Origin of the sequence: Sutterella megalosphaeroides (assembly GCF_003609995.1) — a bacterium.
Taxonomy (GTDB): Bacteria; Pseudomonadota; Gammaproteobacteria; order Burkholderiales; family Burkholderiaceae_F; genus Sutterella; species Sutterella megalosphaeroides.
In genome coordinates this window covers 453,078-467,544 of record NZ_AP018786.1, presented here as the reverse complement: position 1 = coordinate 467,544, position 14,467 = coordinate 453,078, and the positions used below count along the sequence as shown (strand labels likewise).

Genomic DNA, 14,467 nt, shown 5'->3' with positions numbered 1-14,467 from the left:
GGGATGCTCGGGAAGACCCGCCGCAATTGTCTTTATTCTATAGCCTCCGGTCTTAGGAAAGACTGAAGTTTCAGTGCTTCCGACCGACTCCGGAGCGGCACGTCCGGCGGGCTCCGGGTGCGGCGCTCGCCCCTTTCGGGCGACTGCGCCCCCGACGCGGCCGGCCCCAATTCCGATCCCCGTCGCGGTTGACGCCGGGATCCACAGAGGAACCCACATGTTCGATTCACTCAGCCAGCGTCTTTCGAAAATCGTGAAGACGATGCGCGGTCAGGCGCGCCTTACGGAAGAAAACACCCGCGACATGCTGCGCGAAGTGCGCATGGCGCTTCTCGAAGCCGACGTGGCGCTCCCCGTTGTGCGCGAAGTGCTCGCGCGCATCAAAGAAAAAGCCATGGGCGAAGAGGTGGTCGGCAACCTCAACCCCGGTCAGGCGCTCGTAGGCGTCGTGCAACGCGAACTTACGGCCGTCATCGGGGGCGACCTCACCGAAGAAGAGCGCAGCCTCAACCTGCGCGTACAGCCTCCGGCCGTGATCCTTCTCGCGGGCCTTCAGGGTGCGGGTAAGACGACGTCCGCGGGCAAGCTCGCGAAGTACCTCGTCGAGACGATGAAGAAGAAAGTTCTGACGGTGTCGGCCGACGTCTATCGACCCGCCGCCATCGATCAGTTGAAGACCGTCACCGAACAGGCGGGCGCCGACTGGTTCCCCTCGACCCCGAACGAAAAGCCCCTCGACATCGCCGCGGGCGCGATCGATCACGCCCGCCGCCGCTTCTACGACGTTCTGATCGTCGACACGGCCGGTCGTCTGGCGATCGACGAAGCGATGATGCGCGAGGTCGCCGAACTCAATACGTTCCTGAAGCCCGCCGAAACGCTCTTCGTGATCGACGCGATGCTCGGTCAGGACGCGGTCAACACGGCGAAGGCCTTCCACGAGCGGCTCCCCCTTACGGGGATCATCCTCACGAAGACGGACGGCGACAGCCGCGGCGGTGCGGCACTCTCCGTGCGCCACGTCACGGGGAAGCCCATCAAGTTCGTGGGGTCGGGCGAAAAGCTCACGGGCTTTGATGCGTTCGATCCGGAAGCAATGGCCTCCCGCATTCTCGGCATGGGCGACATCGTGGGTCTCGTGAAGGACGTCACGAAGTCGATCAACATCGCCGAAGCCGAAAAGCTCGCGACGAAGTTGAAGGCGGGCGACCGCTTCGACCTCAACGACTTCCGCGCGCAACTCGCGCAAATGGGCGCCATGGACAACTTCTCCTCGATCCTCGAGAAGCTCCCCGCGCAGTTCCAGGAAATGGCGGGGAAGGTGAACGACAAGGAAGTCCAGAAGCAGGTGCGCCGCACGATGGGGATCATCGACTCGATGACGCCCCTGGAGCGCCGCAAGCCCGAACTCATCAAGGCGAGCCGCAAGAAGCGCATCGCCCTCGGTGCGGGCGTGCCCGTGCAGGAAGTCAATCGCCTTCTGAAGCAGTTCGAGCAGACCCAGGAAATGATGAAGCGCATGAAAAAGGGCGGGCTCTCCCGCATGATGCGTGCCTTGGGCGGCATGGGGCTTCCCGGCATGGGCGGCTTCGGAGGGCTGAAGCCCTGATGCCGGACGCGCTCGGGACTTCCCCGACGACGGCTCCCCTGCGCATCCTCGGCATGGACCCGGGGTTGAATCACACGGGTTGGGCCGTCGTCGAAGCGAGCGGGGGCACCGAACGGTTCGTCGCCTGCGGCGTCATCGACGTGCCCGACGGGGAACTCGCCTTCCGGCTCGGCGTCATCACGTCGCGCTTGACGGAACTTATCGAAACGCACCGCCCGACCGTCTGCTCGGCCGAGCGGGTCTTCGTCAACATCAATCCGCAAAGCACGCTTCGCCTCGGGCAGGCGCGCGGCGCGGCGCTCGTCGCGGCGGCCCTCAAGGGGCTGCGCGTCGAAGAATTCACGCCGAGCGAAATCAAGCAGGCGGTGACGGGAAGCGGCAAGGCCGACAAGGCGCAGATTCAGCAGATGATGGCGCTTCTCTTCGGCCTTGAGACGCTTCCGCGCACCGACGCGGCCGACGCGCTCGCGTGCGCGCTCTGCTGCTCGCACACCTTGAAACTTCGAGCGCTCGAGCGCTCGGGCGCCACGGCGCGCACCTACGCGACCGCCCGGCGCGGCGCCTCCTCGCGCGGCGCGCGCGCGGCCTGGACGCAACTACTTCAGAAAGGAACACGCTCATGATCGGACGTCTGCGCGGCCAACTGCTCGAAAAACGGCCTCCGCAAATCCTCGTCGACGTTTCGGGCGTCGGCTACGAAGTCGACGTGCCGATGTCGACCTTCTGCAACCTCCCCGCCGAAGGGGCCGAAGTGACGCTTTTCACGCACCTCGTCGTGCGCGAAGACGCGCAGCTTCTCTACGGCTTCGCGACGGGCGCGGAGCGCGCGGCCTTTCGAGAGCTCATCAAGATTTCCGGGGTCGGCCCGAGGATTGCGCTCGCGATCCTCTCGGGGCTTTCCCCCGAGAAGCTTTCCGAAGCGGTCGAATCGGGCGAAACCGCCCCGCTCATTCGGGTGCCCGGGATCGGGAAAAAGACCGCCGAACGCCTCGTTCTCGAACTCAAGGGGAAGCTCGCAGGTTCCGCGATCGTGACGGGGCTCTTTGCCGCCGCGGGCGCGACGGAAGCGTCCTCGCACAACGCCGACATCCTGAGCGCGCTCCTTGCGCTCGGCTACTCGGAACGCGAAGCCAAGGCGGCCATGAAGGGACTCCCGCCCGAGGCGAGCGTCTCGGACGGGATCCGACTCGCCTTGAAGGCGCTTGCGCGCTGAGAGAGAACGCCGAACAGGCCCGAGCCCTCGGGCCGAAACGCGCTAGTCTCTCACACACCCACTACGCCACGTCTTTTCCCGGGAGAATCTCATGTCCGCCGACGAGCGCCTCATCGCGGGCGAAACCGCGAGCCCCAACGAAGAGAACATCGACCGCGCGCTGCGCCCGACGATGCTCGCCGACTACGTCGGCCAGCAGGCCGTGCGCGAACAGCTCCATATCTTCATCGAAGCCGCCAAACGCCGCGGAGATCCGCTCGACCATCTGCTCCTTTTCGGACCTCCCGGGCTAGGGAAGACGACGCTCGCCCATATCGTCGCCCATGAAATGGGCGTGAACCTCAGGCAAACGTCGGGCCCCGTGCTCGAGCGCCCCGGAGACCTAGCGGCGATTCTCACGAACCTTGAGAAAAACGACGTCCTCTTCATCGACGAAATCCATCGTCTCTCGCCCGTCGTCGAGGAAATCCTCTACCCCGCGCTCGAGGACTATCAGATCGACATCATGATCGGCGAGGGGCCCGCGGCGCGCTCGATCAAGATCGATCTGCCGCCCTTTACGCTGATCGGCGCAACGACCCGTGCGGGTTCGCTCACGAACCCCCTGCGCGCGCGTTTCGGCATCGTCAATCAGCTCCAGTTCTACACGACCGAAGAGCTCGTGACGATCGTTCGCCGCTCGGCCCGTCTGCTCGGCGTCGCGATCGACCCCGAGGGCGCGCGCGAAGTGGCGTGCCGCTCCCGCGGGACGCCCCGCGTCGCAAACCGTCTTCTCCGACGCGTGCGCGACTACGCCGAGGTGAAGCACGACGGCACGATCACGCAGGAGGTCGCAAACCGCGCGCTCACAATGCTCGACGTGGACCCGGCGGGCCTCGACATGATCGACCGCAAGTTCCTCCTCACGATTCTCGAAAAATTCTCGGGCGGCCCCGTCGGGATCGAAAACCTCGCCGCCGCGGTGGGCGAAGACCGCGACACGCTCGAGGACGTGGTCGAGCCCTACCTCATTCAGCAGGGGTTCGTGCAGCGTACGCCCCGAGGCCGCATGGCCACGATGCTCGCGTGGGAGCACTTCCGCATGCCCCCTCCGGGCGCGGAGGCGATGCTCGTGAAGGCCTTCGCCGAAAAATAAGCTGAGATCCGATCCAACGGAACGGGGCCCGAAGGGCCCCGTTCCGTTTTTGCTCGATCTGTTCGAAGCGCTTCAGGCGCTTCGGACGCCTCACTCACTCGCGCGCGGCCGAAATCGAGAGCGCGAGAAGAAGAAGCGTCGCCGCCACCGCACCCGCCGTACCCCAGGCGGGGCCCGCGGCCGAGAGCGCCCCGAGACCCGCGGGCGCCAAGCCCGTCACGCCGAGAAGGCCGTCCAAAACGACCCCGGCCGCAAAGCCCGACGCCGCCCAGCGGCGCAGGTAGCCGCCGCGCGAAGCGAGAAGCCCCAAGGCGCCCGCCACGAGACCCGCCGTCACGGGGCCCGAGAGGTGCGCGAGCACTTCGAGAAAGAGGTCTTCGCCCGACGGGGACGTACCGAAAAGATGCCAGTCCCGACCGAGAAAGAGCACCCAGGTGGTCGCCATCCAGAAAATCGTCCCCGCGATCATCGCGCCGCGCCAGGGGTTCGCGTCGCCGAGCGCGCGAACGCCCTCGGAAAAGCCGACGCCGCGCTTCGCGCCGAACCAGCCCGCGGTGAGCATCCACGCAACGAACGACGTGACGCCGCCGGCAATGAGCGCAACGAGCGTCTGAATCGCGATGCGAACGGCGGGCGTCGACACAACGGTCGTCCCCGCATGAACGAGCGCCGCTCCGCGCAGGTCCGTCATGGCAAAGGGAAGGGAGGCCCCCGCTTCGGCGCGGCCGACCGCAAAGCCTTCGGTGAGGATCGTACGCAGGACCGAGCCGTTCTCGGTCGGGATCTGCCCGAGCGCCGTCAGAAGGACGAGCAGGGCGAGGACCAGCACGGGGCCGCGTCCCGCGGCCGTCGGAAAGAGCCCCTTCGGGGCCGTGCGGCGAACGAAAAGAACCGCCGCGGCGAAAAAGAACAGTGCGCCCCAGAATGCCCAGGGGAAAAAATCGATCATGACAAAATTCGGTGTTTGGCGGGCGCGCGACGCGCAACCCGCGCATGCGCTTGCAATTTCTTACGGTTGACGGCGTCGTCGACCGGCATCGCCCCTATACTACCAAGACCCGCGCTCGGGGGCTCCCGCTCGCGGCCGCTTCACTTTTTTTGTCGGAACCATGTCTCGAGAACTTGCCGCGTTTCCCGTCCGCGTCTATTGGGAAGACACCGATGCGGGCGGCATCGTGTACCACGCCAACTATCTGAAATTCATGGAACGCGCCCGTTCCAGCCTCCTCAGCCGCCTGAACGTCTCGCAAAACGCCGAGCTCTCGAACCCGCAGGGGGTGCTTTTCGTCGTGGCGGACGCCGCGCTCAAGTACCGTCGCGCCGCGCGGCTCGACGACGAACTTACGGTGCACACGAAAATCGAAACGCTGCGCCGCGCCTCGATCGTTTTCGAGCAGCTCGTGAAGCGCGGCGACGAAACGATCGTCGAAGGCCGCATTCGCGTGGGGGTCGTCTCCGCGCAGACCTTTGCGCCCGCGCCGCTTCCCGACGAACTCTACGAGCGGATCGCCGAACTTACGGCGCCCGCCGCCTGACACGACCGAACGCTCTTTTCTCCACTCGTTTTTTGTTTTTTTGCACCATGAATTCCGTCTCCGACCTCTCCCTTCTGACGCTCGTCGCCCAGGCGAGTCCCGTCGTGAAGATCGTTCTGGCGATCTTGGTTTTCCTCTCGCTTTTGAGCTGGACCGTGATCTTCCGCAAGGCCATCATGATCGCGCGCGCGGCGCGTCAGACGGACGAATTCGAAACCCGCTTCTGGAGCGGCACGGAGCTGACGAAGCTCCTTGAAACCGCCAACCGCAACCGCGAAACCTCGGGCTCCGAAGAGCGCGTCTTCGCCGCGGGCATGAACGAATACATCAAGCAGCAGCGCAGCTCGGGCGATGTCATCAACGGCGTCTCGCGCGCCATGCGTGCGGTCTTCACGCGCGAACTCGATCACTTGGAAAGCGGCCTTCCGCTTCTCGCCTCGATCGGCTCCACTTCGCCCTACATCGGCCTTTTCGGCACGGTCTGGGGGATCATGAACGCCTTTACGGGCCTCTCGACCCTCGACAACGTGAGCCTTGCGGTCGTCGCCCCGGGCATTGCCGAAGCGCTCGTCGCGACCGCCATCGGTCTTTTTGCCGCCATTCCGGCCGTGGCCGCCTACAACTACTTCAACAACCGCGTCGGTCGTCTCTCGAACCGCATGGACGGCTTCAGCGAAGAGTTCCTCAACATTCTCGAGCGCCAGACGAGGTAAGCCATGTCGCTCAGACGTCAAAACAACCGCCGCGGGCTCCTGGCCGAGATCAACGTCGTTCCCTACATCGACGTGATGCTCGTGCTCGTCGTGATCCTCATGGTCGCGGCCCCCTTCGTAAATCCGAGCGTGGTGAATCTTCCGTCGGTGAACAAAGCGTCGAAGGCGCCCGAAACGGTCGTCGAAGTGATCGTCTATCCCGACGGGCGATTGTCGCTCCGAAGCGGCAAGGAAATGCGCCCGACGGACGCCGCCGGGCTCGTTGCGGCCGTGCGCGAAGCGCAGGGCACGAACCCCGACACGCCCGTCGTGATCGCCGCCGACAAGGACGTACGCTATGAAGACGTGATGAACGTCATGAAGACTCTGCAGGCGGCCGAGGTCGCCCGCGTCGGCTTGTCGCTTCGCATCGAACGCTCGGCCGCGGCCAAGTAACGCGAGGTACGTCGATGTCGAGCGAAACGAACGCATGGAAGGTGCTCTACCGAAAGGAAGACCGAAAGGACTTCCTTCCGGCGGCCGTCCTTTCCTGCGCCGTGCACACGGCGCTTTTCGCCGCCCTCTTCACGGCCTTCCACTGGCAGACGCAGTCGGAGACGGTGTACGCGGAACTCTGGGCCCCCGAGGACGTCTCGGGCGGCAACGATCCGACGGGTGCGGCGAAACTTGAGGAAAAGCCCGTTCTCGAAGAACCCCAAACCCCCGAAACCGAACCCGAGCCCGAACCCGAACCCGAACCGCAGAAGGCCGCCGAACCCGAGCCCGATCCCGAAGAGGAGCGCCGGGCCGAGGAACTCGAAGAGGCCGCGCGTGCCGAAGAAGCCCGTCAGGCCGAAGAGGCTGCCCGCATCGAAGCCGAGCGCGTCGCCGAGGAGGCCCGCAAGGCCGAAGAGGCGCGCCGTGCCGAAGACGAGCGTCTCGCTCAGGAACGCGCCCGCGCCGAAGAAATCGAGCGGCAGCGTCAGGAAGCGATCGAAGCCGAAGCGCGACGCCTCGAAGAGGAAAAGCGCCGCGAAGACGAACGTCTCGCGCAGGAACGCCTCGCCGAAGAGCAACGCCGTGCCGAAGAAGCCCGCAAGGCCGAGGAAGCGCGTCGACTCGAAGTCGAGCGCCTCAAAGCCGAAGAAGCCCGAAAGCAGGAAGAAGCCCGTCAGCGCGAAGAAGCCCGCAAGATCGAAGAGGCTCGCAAGGCCGAAGAAAAGCGAAAGGCCGAGGAGGCCCGCCGCATCGCGGAAAAGAAGGCCGCCGAAGAGCGCGCCCGCATCGCGCGCGAAGTCCGTCAGCAGGAGCTCGCGCGTCTTTCCGCGAAGGCCGATCCCAATTCGACCGTCTCCGGCACGACGAAGGGCGACCCGAAGAACGTGCGCCAGAACCTGACGGGGTCGGCGCGCGCTCGCTACGTCGCGCGCGTTGCGGCCTGCATCCGTCCGCACATCATGATCGAGGTTCCCTCTTCCACGGTGCGCGGTCAGTACCAGGCGATCTACAGCGTGCGTCTTCTCCCCACGGGCGAACAGGTGGGCGACCCGAAGCAGGAAAAGGCGTCGGGCTGGGCCGCATACGACGCGGCGGTCGAGCGCGCCATCCGGCGCTGCAACCCCTTCCCGCGCCCCGACACCGGTCAGGATGCGCCGAGGGAGCTGACGCTCTCCTTCGACCCGGTCGACGACCGGAAAAAATAAGAGCTTCCGGTCACGAAAAGGGCTCCGCAGTGCGGAGCCCTTTTCGCGTCGGGTGTTCCCGTCCGTGCCGCCGGGGCCGACGTAGCCCGAGCAAAAAGGCCGACGCGCACGGGGCGGGTCGGCCTTTTTCGGAAGGTCGGAGCCCGCAGGCGCGGGCTCACTTGCGCGATCAGCGCTTCAGCTGACGCACGATGAAGTCGAGCGCTTCGTCGACCTTCACCATCACCTTTTCGTCGAGGTGACGGCGGGCGGCGTATTCGACTTCGCCCGTCTTGAGACCGCGGTCGCCGATCACGACGCGGTGCGGAACGCCGATCAATTCCCAATCGGCGAACATGACGCCCGGACGCATGTCGCGGTCGTCGAGAATGACGTCGACGCCGGCGGCCTGCAGCTCGCGGTAGAGCTTTTCGGCGGCGTTGCGCACGTCTTCGCTCTTCGAGTAGTTCATCGGGCAGATGACGACTTCGAAGGGGGCGATGGCATCGGGCCAAATGATGCCCTTGTCGTCGTGGTTCTGCTCGATCGCGGCGCCCGCGATGCGGGTGACGCCGATACCGTAGCAGCCCATCTGCATGACCTTGGGCTGGCCGTTTTCGTCGAGGTACGTGGCGTTGAGCGCTTCGGAGTAACGCGTGCCGAGGAAGAAGACGTGACCGACTTCGATGCCGCGCTGCAGCTTCAGTTCGCCCGCACCGTCGGGCGACTTGTCGCCTTCGACGACGTTGCGAAGGTCCATCGCCTTGGGTTCGGGCAGATCGCGCCCGAAGTTGACGCCCGTGTAGTGGAAACCTTCTTCGTTCGCGCCGCAACAGAAGTCCGACATGTCGGCGACCGTAAGGTCGGCGTAGACGGCGACGTCTTCGCCGAGACCGACCGGGCCGAGGTAGCCGGGCTTCGAGCCGAAGGCCGCTTCGATTTCCTTGTCGGTCGCGAAGCGGAAGCCTTCCTTGAGCTCAGGGATATGGCCCGCCTTCACGTCGTTGAGTTCGTGGTCGGCGCGAAGGAGGACCAGCACGATCTTCGCGGGAAGCGGTTCGCCCTTTTCGTTCGTGCGGTCGGCGGCAAGCACCACGCTCTTGACGCTCTTCGTGAAGGGAATGCCGAGGTATTCGGCAACATCCTCGCACTTTTCCTTGCCCGGCGTCGCGCGCTTTTCCATCGTTTCCGTCGCGGCTTCGCGGCCCGCAAGAAGGCTCGAAGCTTCGGCAAGTTCGATGTTCGCCGCGTAGTCGGACTCGGGGCAGTACGCAATCACGTCTTCGCCCGTGTTGGCGATCACCTGGAATTCGTGCGAACGCGAGCCGCCGATCGCGCCCGTGTCGGCGCGCACGGCGCGGAACATGAGCCCGAGGCGGTTGAAGATCTTGCAGTACGCGTCGTACATCGTATCGTAGGACTTCGCCGCACCCGCTTCGTCGCGGTCGAACGAGTAGGCGTCCTTCATCGTGAACTCGCGCCCGCGCATCACGCCGAAGCGGGGACGACGTTCGTCGCGGAACTTCGTCTGGATGTGATAGAAGTTCACGGGGAGCTGACGCCAGCTCTTGATTTCCTGACGGGCGACGTCCGTGATCACTTCTTCGGAGGTCGGCTGGATCACGAAGTCGCGGTCGTGACGGTCCTTGAAGCGCAGGAGTTCGTCGCCGTACTTTTCCCAGCGGCCCGATTCCTGCCAGAGTTCGGCGGGCTGCACGATCGGCATCAGGAGTTCGATCGCGCCCGCACGGTTCATTTCATCGCGGATGATGCCTTCGATCTTGCGGATCGTGCGTAGCCCCATCGGCATGTAGGTATAGACGCCGGCGGCAAGCTTCTTGATCATGCCGGCACGAATCATGTACTGCTGGCTCACCACGTCGGCATCGGCCGGCGCTTCCTTGAGCGTGGAAATAAAAAAGGAACGGGCGCGCATAAGTTTGTGCTTGAAAGTGGACGCCCCCGAACTCGTCGGGGGCGCTGTGGGAAAAAGTCCGAATATTTTAGACGATCCGCGGGATCATCCTTTGTCGGCGAAGAGGTCAGCGAAGAACCATGTTGTCGTGATGAATGAGTTCGGGGCGGTCGAGGTGCCCGATGCGCTCTTCGATCTCTTCGGTGTGCGCGCGGCAGAGGCGGCGCGCTTCGTCGCTCGAGTAGTTGACGAGCCCGCGCGCAACTTCGACCCCGTCTTCGGTCACGCACCCCACGACGTCGCCGCGCACGAAGTCGCCCTCGACCCCGACGACCCCGACGGGAAGGAGCGACTTGCCGTTGCGCAGTGCCGACACCGCTCCGGCGTCGATCGTGACCGTGCCGACCATGCGCAGATGGTCCGCGAGCCACTGCTTCCTGGCGTGGAGCTTGCTCGAAGCGGCATAGAGGTGCGTGCCTACGGCCTCGCCCTCTGCGAGGCGCACGAGCACGTTTTCCTCGCGGCCCGAGGCGATGATCGTGTTCGCTCCCGAGCGCGCGGCGCGCTTCGCGGCAAGAATCTTCGTGATCATCCCGCCCGTCGAAATCGAGCTTGCGGCGCCGCCCGCCATCGCTTCGAGTTCTGGCCGGCCCGCCTCGGCGCTCGAAACGAAGTCGGCCGACGGATCCTTTCGCGGGTCGGCCGTGTAGAGACCCTTTTGATCCGTGAGGATCACGAGACAGTCGGCTTCGACGAGGTTCGTGACAAGCGCCCCCAACGTGTCGTTGTCACCCACCTTGATTTCGCTCGTGACGACCGTGTCGTTTTCGTTGATGACGGGAACGATCCCGAGACGAAGGAGCTCGTTGAGCGTCATGCGGGCGTTGAGGTACTGCTCGCGGTCGACCAAGTTCGCGTGCGTGAGGAGAACGAGCGCCGTGCGGATCCCGTACGCGCGAAAGTGCGTCTCGTAGGCCTGCACGAGCCCCATCTGCCCGACGGCGGCCGCGGCCTGCTTTTCATAGACGCGCTGAGGGCGCTTTTCCCAGCCGAGGCGCAGAACGCCTTCGGCGACCGCCCCCGAACTCACGAGAATCACTTCGCGCCCCATGCGGCGAAGCTCGGCGATCTGACCGGCCCACCGCTCGATCGCGGACTCGTCGAGGCCGCGACCGTCGTTCGTGACGAGGGCGCTGCCGACTTTGACAACGATGCGGTGCGCGTTTTGAAGAAGCGAGGACATAATTGGGCTCCCGGGATTGAGACGGATCTTTGAGGATACCGCAAGAAGCGCCCGTGTTTTGCCAACCGAAACGGAAAACGCCCGGAAGAGCGTTCGGGCCTTCCGGGCGTTTTCGGTCAAGCGTTTCGCGTTGAGCGGATTGCGATCAGTCCGCCGTCGGATCGAATCGTTCGTCGTCGAGGAACATCATGCTTTCGCGGCGCGCTTCGTCGATGAATTGAGCGAGCGCCTTCACGAGTTCTTCGCAACCTTCGCGGGTCGCGGCCGAAATCACATAGACGGGCGTGTCGGGGCCCGCAAGTTCGGCGCGGTACCGTTCGATCAGCGCGTCGCGTTCCGCGGCGTCGACGAGGTCGATCTTGTTGAGAACGAGCCAGCGGGGCTTGGCCGCGAGCTCGGGGTCGTACTTTTCGAGTTCGAGCGCGAGCGCCTTCGCTTCGGCGATGGGATCCGTCTCTTCGGCGAGCGGCGCCGCGTCCACCACGTGCAGGAGCACCTTCGTGCGCGCGAGGTGACGCAGGAACACGTGCCCGAGGCCCGCGCCTTCGGCCGCACCTTCGATGAGCCCTGGGACGTCGGCGATCACGAAGCTCTGTTCGGGGCCGACGCGCACCACGCCGAGGTGCGGGTGCAAGGTCGTGAAGGGGTAGTCGGCGATCTTGGGACGGGCGTTGGAGACGGCCGTGATGAAGGTGGACTTCCCGGCATTGGGCATCCCCAGGAGACCCACGTCGGCAAGCACCTTGAGTTCAAGCTCGAGCGAGCGGTACTGCCCGGGTTCTCCCGGCGTCGCCTGCTTCGGAGCGCGGTTCACGGAGCTCTTGAAGTGGAGGTTCCCGAGCCCCCCCTTGCCGCCCGCGGCGAGGAGCTGACGCGCCCCGTGCACGTTGAGGTCGGCGACGAGCTCGCCCGTATCCACGTCGCGCACGAGCGTGCCGACGGGCATGCGCAGGACGATGTCTTCGCCGCCCGCACCGTAGCAGTCCGCGCCGCGACCGTTCTCGCCGTTCGGGGCGAAGAACTTGCGCGTGTAGCGGTAGTCGACGAGCGTGTTGATGTTTCGGTCGGCCACGGCCCAGACCGAGCCGCCGCGACCGCCGTCGCCGCCGTCGGGACCGCCCTTGGGAATGAATTTTTCGCGTCGGAAACTGGCCGCGCCGTTCCCGCCCTTGCCGCCCTGCACTTCGATTCGGGCTTCGTCAACAAACTTCATGAATCTCTCCCTGCGCCGCAGCCGAACCACTCGCACCGCGGGGGCGACGCCCGAAAGGGCGTAGCCGCTTTTTATGGATGATGGGGTGAGGACGGCGCTTCAAGCGACTCGGCCTTCGTCCCCGTGTTGCCACTCTACTAAAAAAGCCCAGTCGGCGGAGCCGTACTGGGCTTTTTGTCCGGCGCTCGCGGCCGACCCCCTTCGGGGACGTCGGTCCGCCGCGCCGGCTCTCCGGATCGAACGCAGTCGATTAGAGGGAGGTCGGTTCAACCTTGATGTAGTGACGGTTGAAAGCGCCCTTCACTTCGAACTTGACGACGCCGTCGACGAGCGCGTAGAGCGTGTGATCCTTGCCCATACCGACGTTGTCGCCGGCGTGGAACTTCGTGCCGCGCTGACGGACGATGATGGAACCGGCGTTGATGTGGGATTCGCCGAAGACCTTCACGCCGAGACGCTTGGCCTGGGAGTCGCGACCGTTGCGGGTGGAGCCGCCGCCTTTCTTATGTGCCATTTTCTATGCTCTGCTAAAAAACCGGTTGAAAATTAAGCCGCGATCGATTCGATCTTGAGCTCCGTGTAGTTCTGACGATGGCCGCCCGACTTCATGGAGTGCTTGCGACGACGGAACTTGAAGATGCGGACCTTTTCGCCACGGCCGTGGGAGACAACGGTCGCCGTCACGGAGGCGCCTTCGACGAAGGGAGCGCCGACCTTGAGGCCGTTTTCGTTGCTCACAGCGAGCACTTCGGAGAGGGTAACCTGGGAGCCGGCTTCGACAGCAAGGGATTCGACCTTGAGCTTGTCGCCGACGCTGACGCGGTACTGCTTACCGCCCGTCTTGATGATAGCGTACATGTAAATAAACCTCGCCCGCTTCGCTTCGATCGCGCATGCGACGTATGCGAAGCCTTTTTGTAATGCATGCGACCGCGGCGTCCGAAGGGAAAATCCCGAGGGCGCGCACGCGACGCATCGGTTGCGTGGAAAGGAGCGCATTATTTCATGCGGGGTCCTCTCCGTCAAGCGAAATTCCCGAAAATTTACGGAGTTGCGTTCCGGTTTTCGACGTCTCCCGCAAAGAGCCCGCCCGCCGAACGCACGTCGACCTTCCGTCGAGCCGGGATCGACCGTCCGTCCCTCTCGTCGCCCGATATACTTGAGGCAGTTTCGCCCGAGCCCCTTTCGGGCGGCCCTCCGTTTTTCGAAGTCGAACACATCATGGAAGAGACCACGCACACCGAGGATCCGAAGGCGCTCGTGCGCGCCCTCCTTGCGCCGATCGCCGCCGACATGGCCGCGGTCGACGACGTCATCCGCCAAGAACTCGCCAGCGACGTCCGTCGCATGCACGAGATCGGCGAGTACATCACGAGTGCGGGCGGCAAGCGCATGCGTCCCGCTCTGCTCATGCTCATCGCCCGCGCGCTCGGTTACGAAGGGACGCTGCACCAGTATCTCGGCGCCACGATCGAACTTCTCCATACGGCCACCCTCATGCACGACGACGTGGTCGACGAGAGCGACATGCGCCGCGGCCGTCCGACGGCCAACGCCCGCTGGGGCAACGGCGTCGCGGTGCTCGTGGGCGACTTCCTCTACACCCGCTCCTTCCAGATGATGGTGAAGGCGGGGAACCTCAAGGTGATGGAGGCGCTCTCGAACGCCGCCAACCGCCTTTCCGAAGGCGAAGTGATCCAGATGGTCAACGCCCACGACCCGACGGTCGACGAAGAGCGTTACTTCAAGGTGATCGAACGCAAGACCGCCTGCCTCTTCGAGGCGGGCGCCCGTATGGCGGCCGCCATCGCCGACGCCACCCCGGAAGCCGAAGAAGCCGTGGCCGAATACGCGCTCGCTCTCGGCAACGCTTTCCAGATCGCCGACGACATGCTCGACTACGCGGGCGACACCGCCGAAACCGGCAAATCACTCGGCGCCGACCTGCGCGAAGGGAAGGTAACGCTCCCCCTGATCTATACGCGCGAGCTCGTTTCCGACGAGGATCGCCGCCTCATCGACGACGCGATTCGTCAGGGTGACGGAGAATTTGACAAAATCGCAAAGCTTGTGATAGACTGCGAAGCTCTCGATCGATGCAGAGCACGAGCTGAGAAGGAACTGGAACGGGGCCGCAAGGCTCTTTCGAAAATTCCCTCTTCCATTTTCAGCGAAAGTCTGCTAGAATTGTTGTCCTTCACGGTTAAGCGTGATCGATAACGCTGAATCG

General features: G+C 64.6%; 15 protein-coding genes. 9 read left to right on the top strand and 6 right to left on the bottom strand.

The window, feature by feature from the left end; translation table 11 throughout:
* Nucleotides 1-217 precede the first annotated feature (217 nt).
* The 4 genes from ffh to ruvB all read left to right on the top strand — a co-directional run bounded on the left by ffh (nucleotide 218) and on the right by ruvB (nucleotide 3,957).
* Nucleotides 218-1,609, top strand: a complete 1,392-nt coding sequence (gene ffh / locus S6FBBBH3_RS02260) for a signal recognition particle protein (RefSeq protein WP_120176230.1) — start codon at nucleotides 218-220, stop codon at nucleotides 1,607-1,609.
* Nucleotides 1,609-2,232: a crossover junction endodeoxyribonuclease RuvC gene (ruvC, locus tag S6FBBBH3_RS02255; protein WP_120176229.1), complete on the top strand. Its 624-nt coding sequence runs from the start codon at nucleotides 1,609-1,611 to the stop codon at nucleotides 2,230-2,232. The genes ffh and ruvC overlap by 1 nt, the downstream gene beginning before the upstream one ends.
* On the top strand, nucleotides 2,229-2,822 hold the full coding sequence (ruvA, locus tag S6FBBBH3_RS02250; RefSeq protein ID WP_120176228.1) for a Holliday junction branch migration protein RuvA: 594 nt from the start codon (nucleotides 2,229-2,231) through the stop codon (nucleotides 2,820-2,822). The genes ruvC and ruvA overlap by 4 nt, the downstream gene beginning before the upstream one ends.
* 91 nt (nucleotides 2,823-2,913) lie before the next feature.
* A complete protein-coding gene (gene ruvB, locus S6FBBBH3_RS02245) occupies nucleotides 2,914-3,957 on the top strand; it encodes a Holliday junction branch migration DNA helicase RuvB (protein WP_120176227.1) in 1,044 nt (347 codons plus the stop codon).
* Nucleotides 3,958-4,051: 94 nt separating this feature from the next.
* On the opposite strand, the gene S6FBBBH3_RS02240 is transcribed toward ruvB, so the two are convergent.
* Nucleotides 4,052-4,906, bottom strand: coding sequence for a hypothetical protein (locus S6FBBBH3_RS02240; protein ID WP_120176226.1), 855 nt, complete (start codon nucleotides 4,904-4,906; stop codon nucleotides 4,052-4,054).
* 160 nt (nucleotides 4,907-5,066) lie between these two features.
* Here S6FBBBH3_RS02240 and ybgC point away from each other — a divergent pair, with 160 nt between their 5' ends.
* Genes ybgC through tolA form a run of 4 tightly spaced genes read left to right on the top strand, consistent with a single transcriptional unit; the run spans nucleotide 5,067 to nucleotide 7,887 of the window.
* Complete coding sequence (gene ybgC, locus S6FBBBH3_RS02235; protein WP_120176225.1) at nucleotides 5,067-5,492, top strand: tol-pal system-associated acyl-CoA thioesterase; 426 nt, start codon at nucleotides 5,067-5,069, stop codon at nucleotides 5,490-5,492.
* A gap of 47 nt (nucleotides 5,493-5,539) precedes the next feature.
* Nucleotides 5,540-6,205 carry a protein TolQ gene (gene tolQ, locus S6FBBBH3_RS02230; RefSeq protein WP_120177789.1) on the top strand — a complete coding sequence of 222 codons (666 nt, stop codon included), beginning with the start codon at nucleotides 5,540-5,542 and terminating at the stop codon, nucleotides 6,203-6,205.
* A 3-nt stretch (nucleotides 6,206-6,208) separates the two neighbouring features.
* Nucleotides 6,209-6,640, top strand: coding sequence for an ExbD/TolR family protein (locus tag S6FBBBH3_RS02225; RefSeq protein WP_120176224.1), 432 nt, complete (start codon nucleotides 6,209-6,211; stop codon nucleotides 6,638-6,640).
* A gap of 14 nt (nucleotides 6,641-6,654) precedes the next feature.
* A complete protein-coding gene (gene tolA / locus S6FBBBH3_RS02220) occupies nucleotides 6,655-7,887 on the top strand; it encodes a cell envelope integrity protein TolA (RefSeq protein WP_120176223.1) in 1,233 nt (410 codons plus the stop codon).
* A gap of 169 nt (nucleotides 7,888-8,056) precedes the next feature.
* Here tolA and S6FBBBH3_RS02215 read toward each other — a convergent pair whose 3' ends face one another.
* The 5 genes from S6FBBBH3_RS02215 to rplU all read right to left on the bottom strand — a co-directional run bounded on the left by S6FBBBH3_RS02215 (nucleotide 8,057) and on the right by rplU (nucleotide 13,095).
* Nucleotides 8,057-9,802 (bottom strand): proline--tRNA ligase, encoded by a 1,746-nt coding sequence (locus S6FBBBH3_RS02215; protein WP_120176222.1) that lies wholly within the window; start codon nucleotides 9,800-9,802, stop codon nucleotides 8,057-8,059.
* Between the two features lie 106 nt (nucleotides 9,803-9,908).
* A complete protein-coding gene (proB, locus tag S6FBBBH3_RS02210) occupies nucleotides 9,909-11,024 on the bottom strand; it encodes a glutamate 5-kinase (protein ID WP_120176221.1) in 1,116 nt (371 codons plus the stop codon).
* 145 nt (nucleotides 11,025-11,169) lie between these two features.
* Nucleotides 11,170-12,237, bottom strand: coding sequence for a GTPase ObgE (gene obgE / locus S6FBBBH3_RS02205; RefSeq protein ID WP_120176220.1), 1,068 nt, complete (start codon nucleotides 12,235-12,237; stop codon nucleotides 11,170-11,172).
* Nucleotides 12,238-12,487: 250 nt separating this feature from the next.
* Entirely contained in the window at nucleotides 12,488-12,751 is a 264-nt protein-coding gene (rpmA, locus tag S6FBBBH3_RS02200; RefSeq protein ID WP_120176219.1) for a 50S ribosomal protein L27, read from the bottom strand.
* 32 nt (nucleotides 12,752-12,783) lie between these two features.
* On the bottom strand, nucleotides 12,784-13,095 hold the full coding sequence (gene rplU / locus S6FBBBH3_RS02195; RefSeq protein ID WP_120176218.1) for a 50S ribosomal protein L21: 312 nt from the start codon (nucleotides 13,093-13,095) through the stop codon (nucleotides 12,784-12,786).
* A 363-nt stretch (nucleotides 13,096-13,458) separates the two neighbouring features.
* On the opposite strand from rplU, the gene S6FBBBH3_RS02190 reads away from it, so the two are divergent.
* Nucleotides 13,459-14,457, top strand: a complete 999-nt coding sequence (locus S6FBBBH3_RS02190) for a polyprenyl synthetase family protein (protein ID WP_120177788.1) — start codon at nucleotides 13,459-13,461, stop codon at nucleotides 14,455-14,457.
* Nucleotides 14,458-14,467 lie beyond the last annotated feature (10 nt).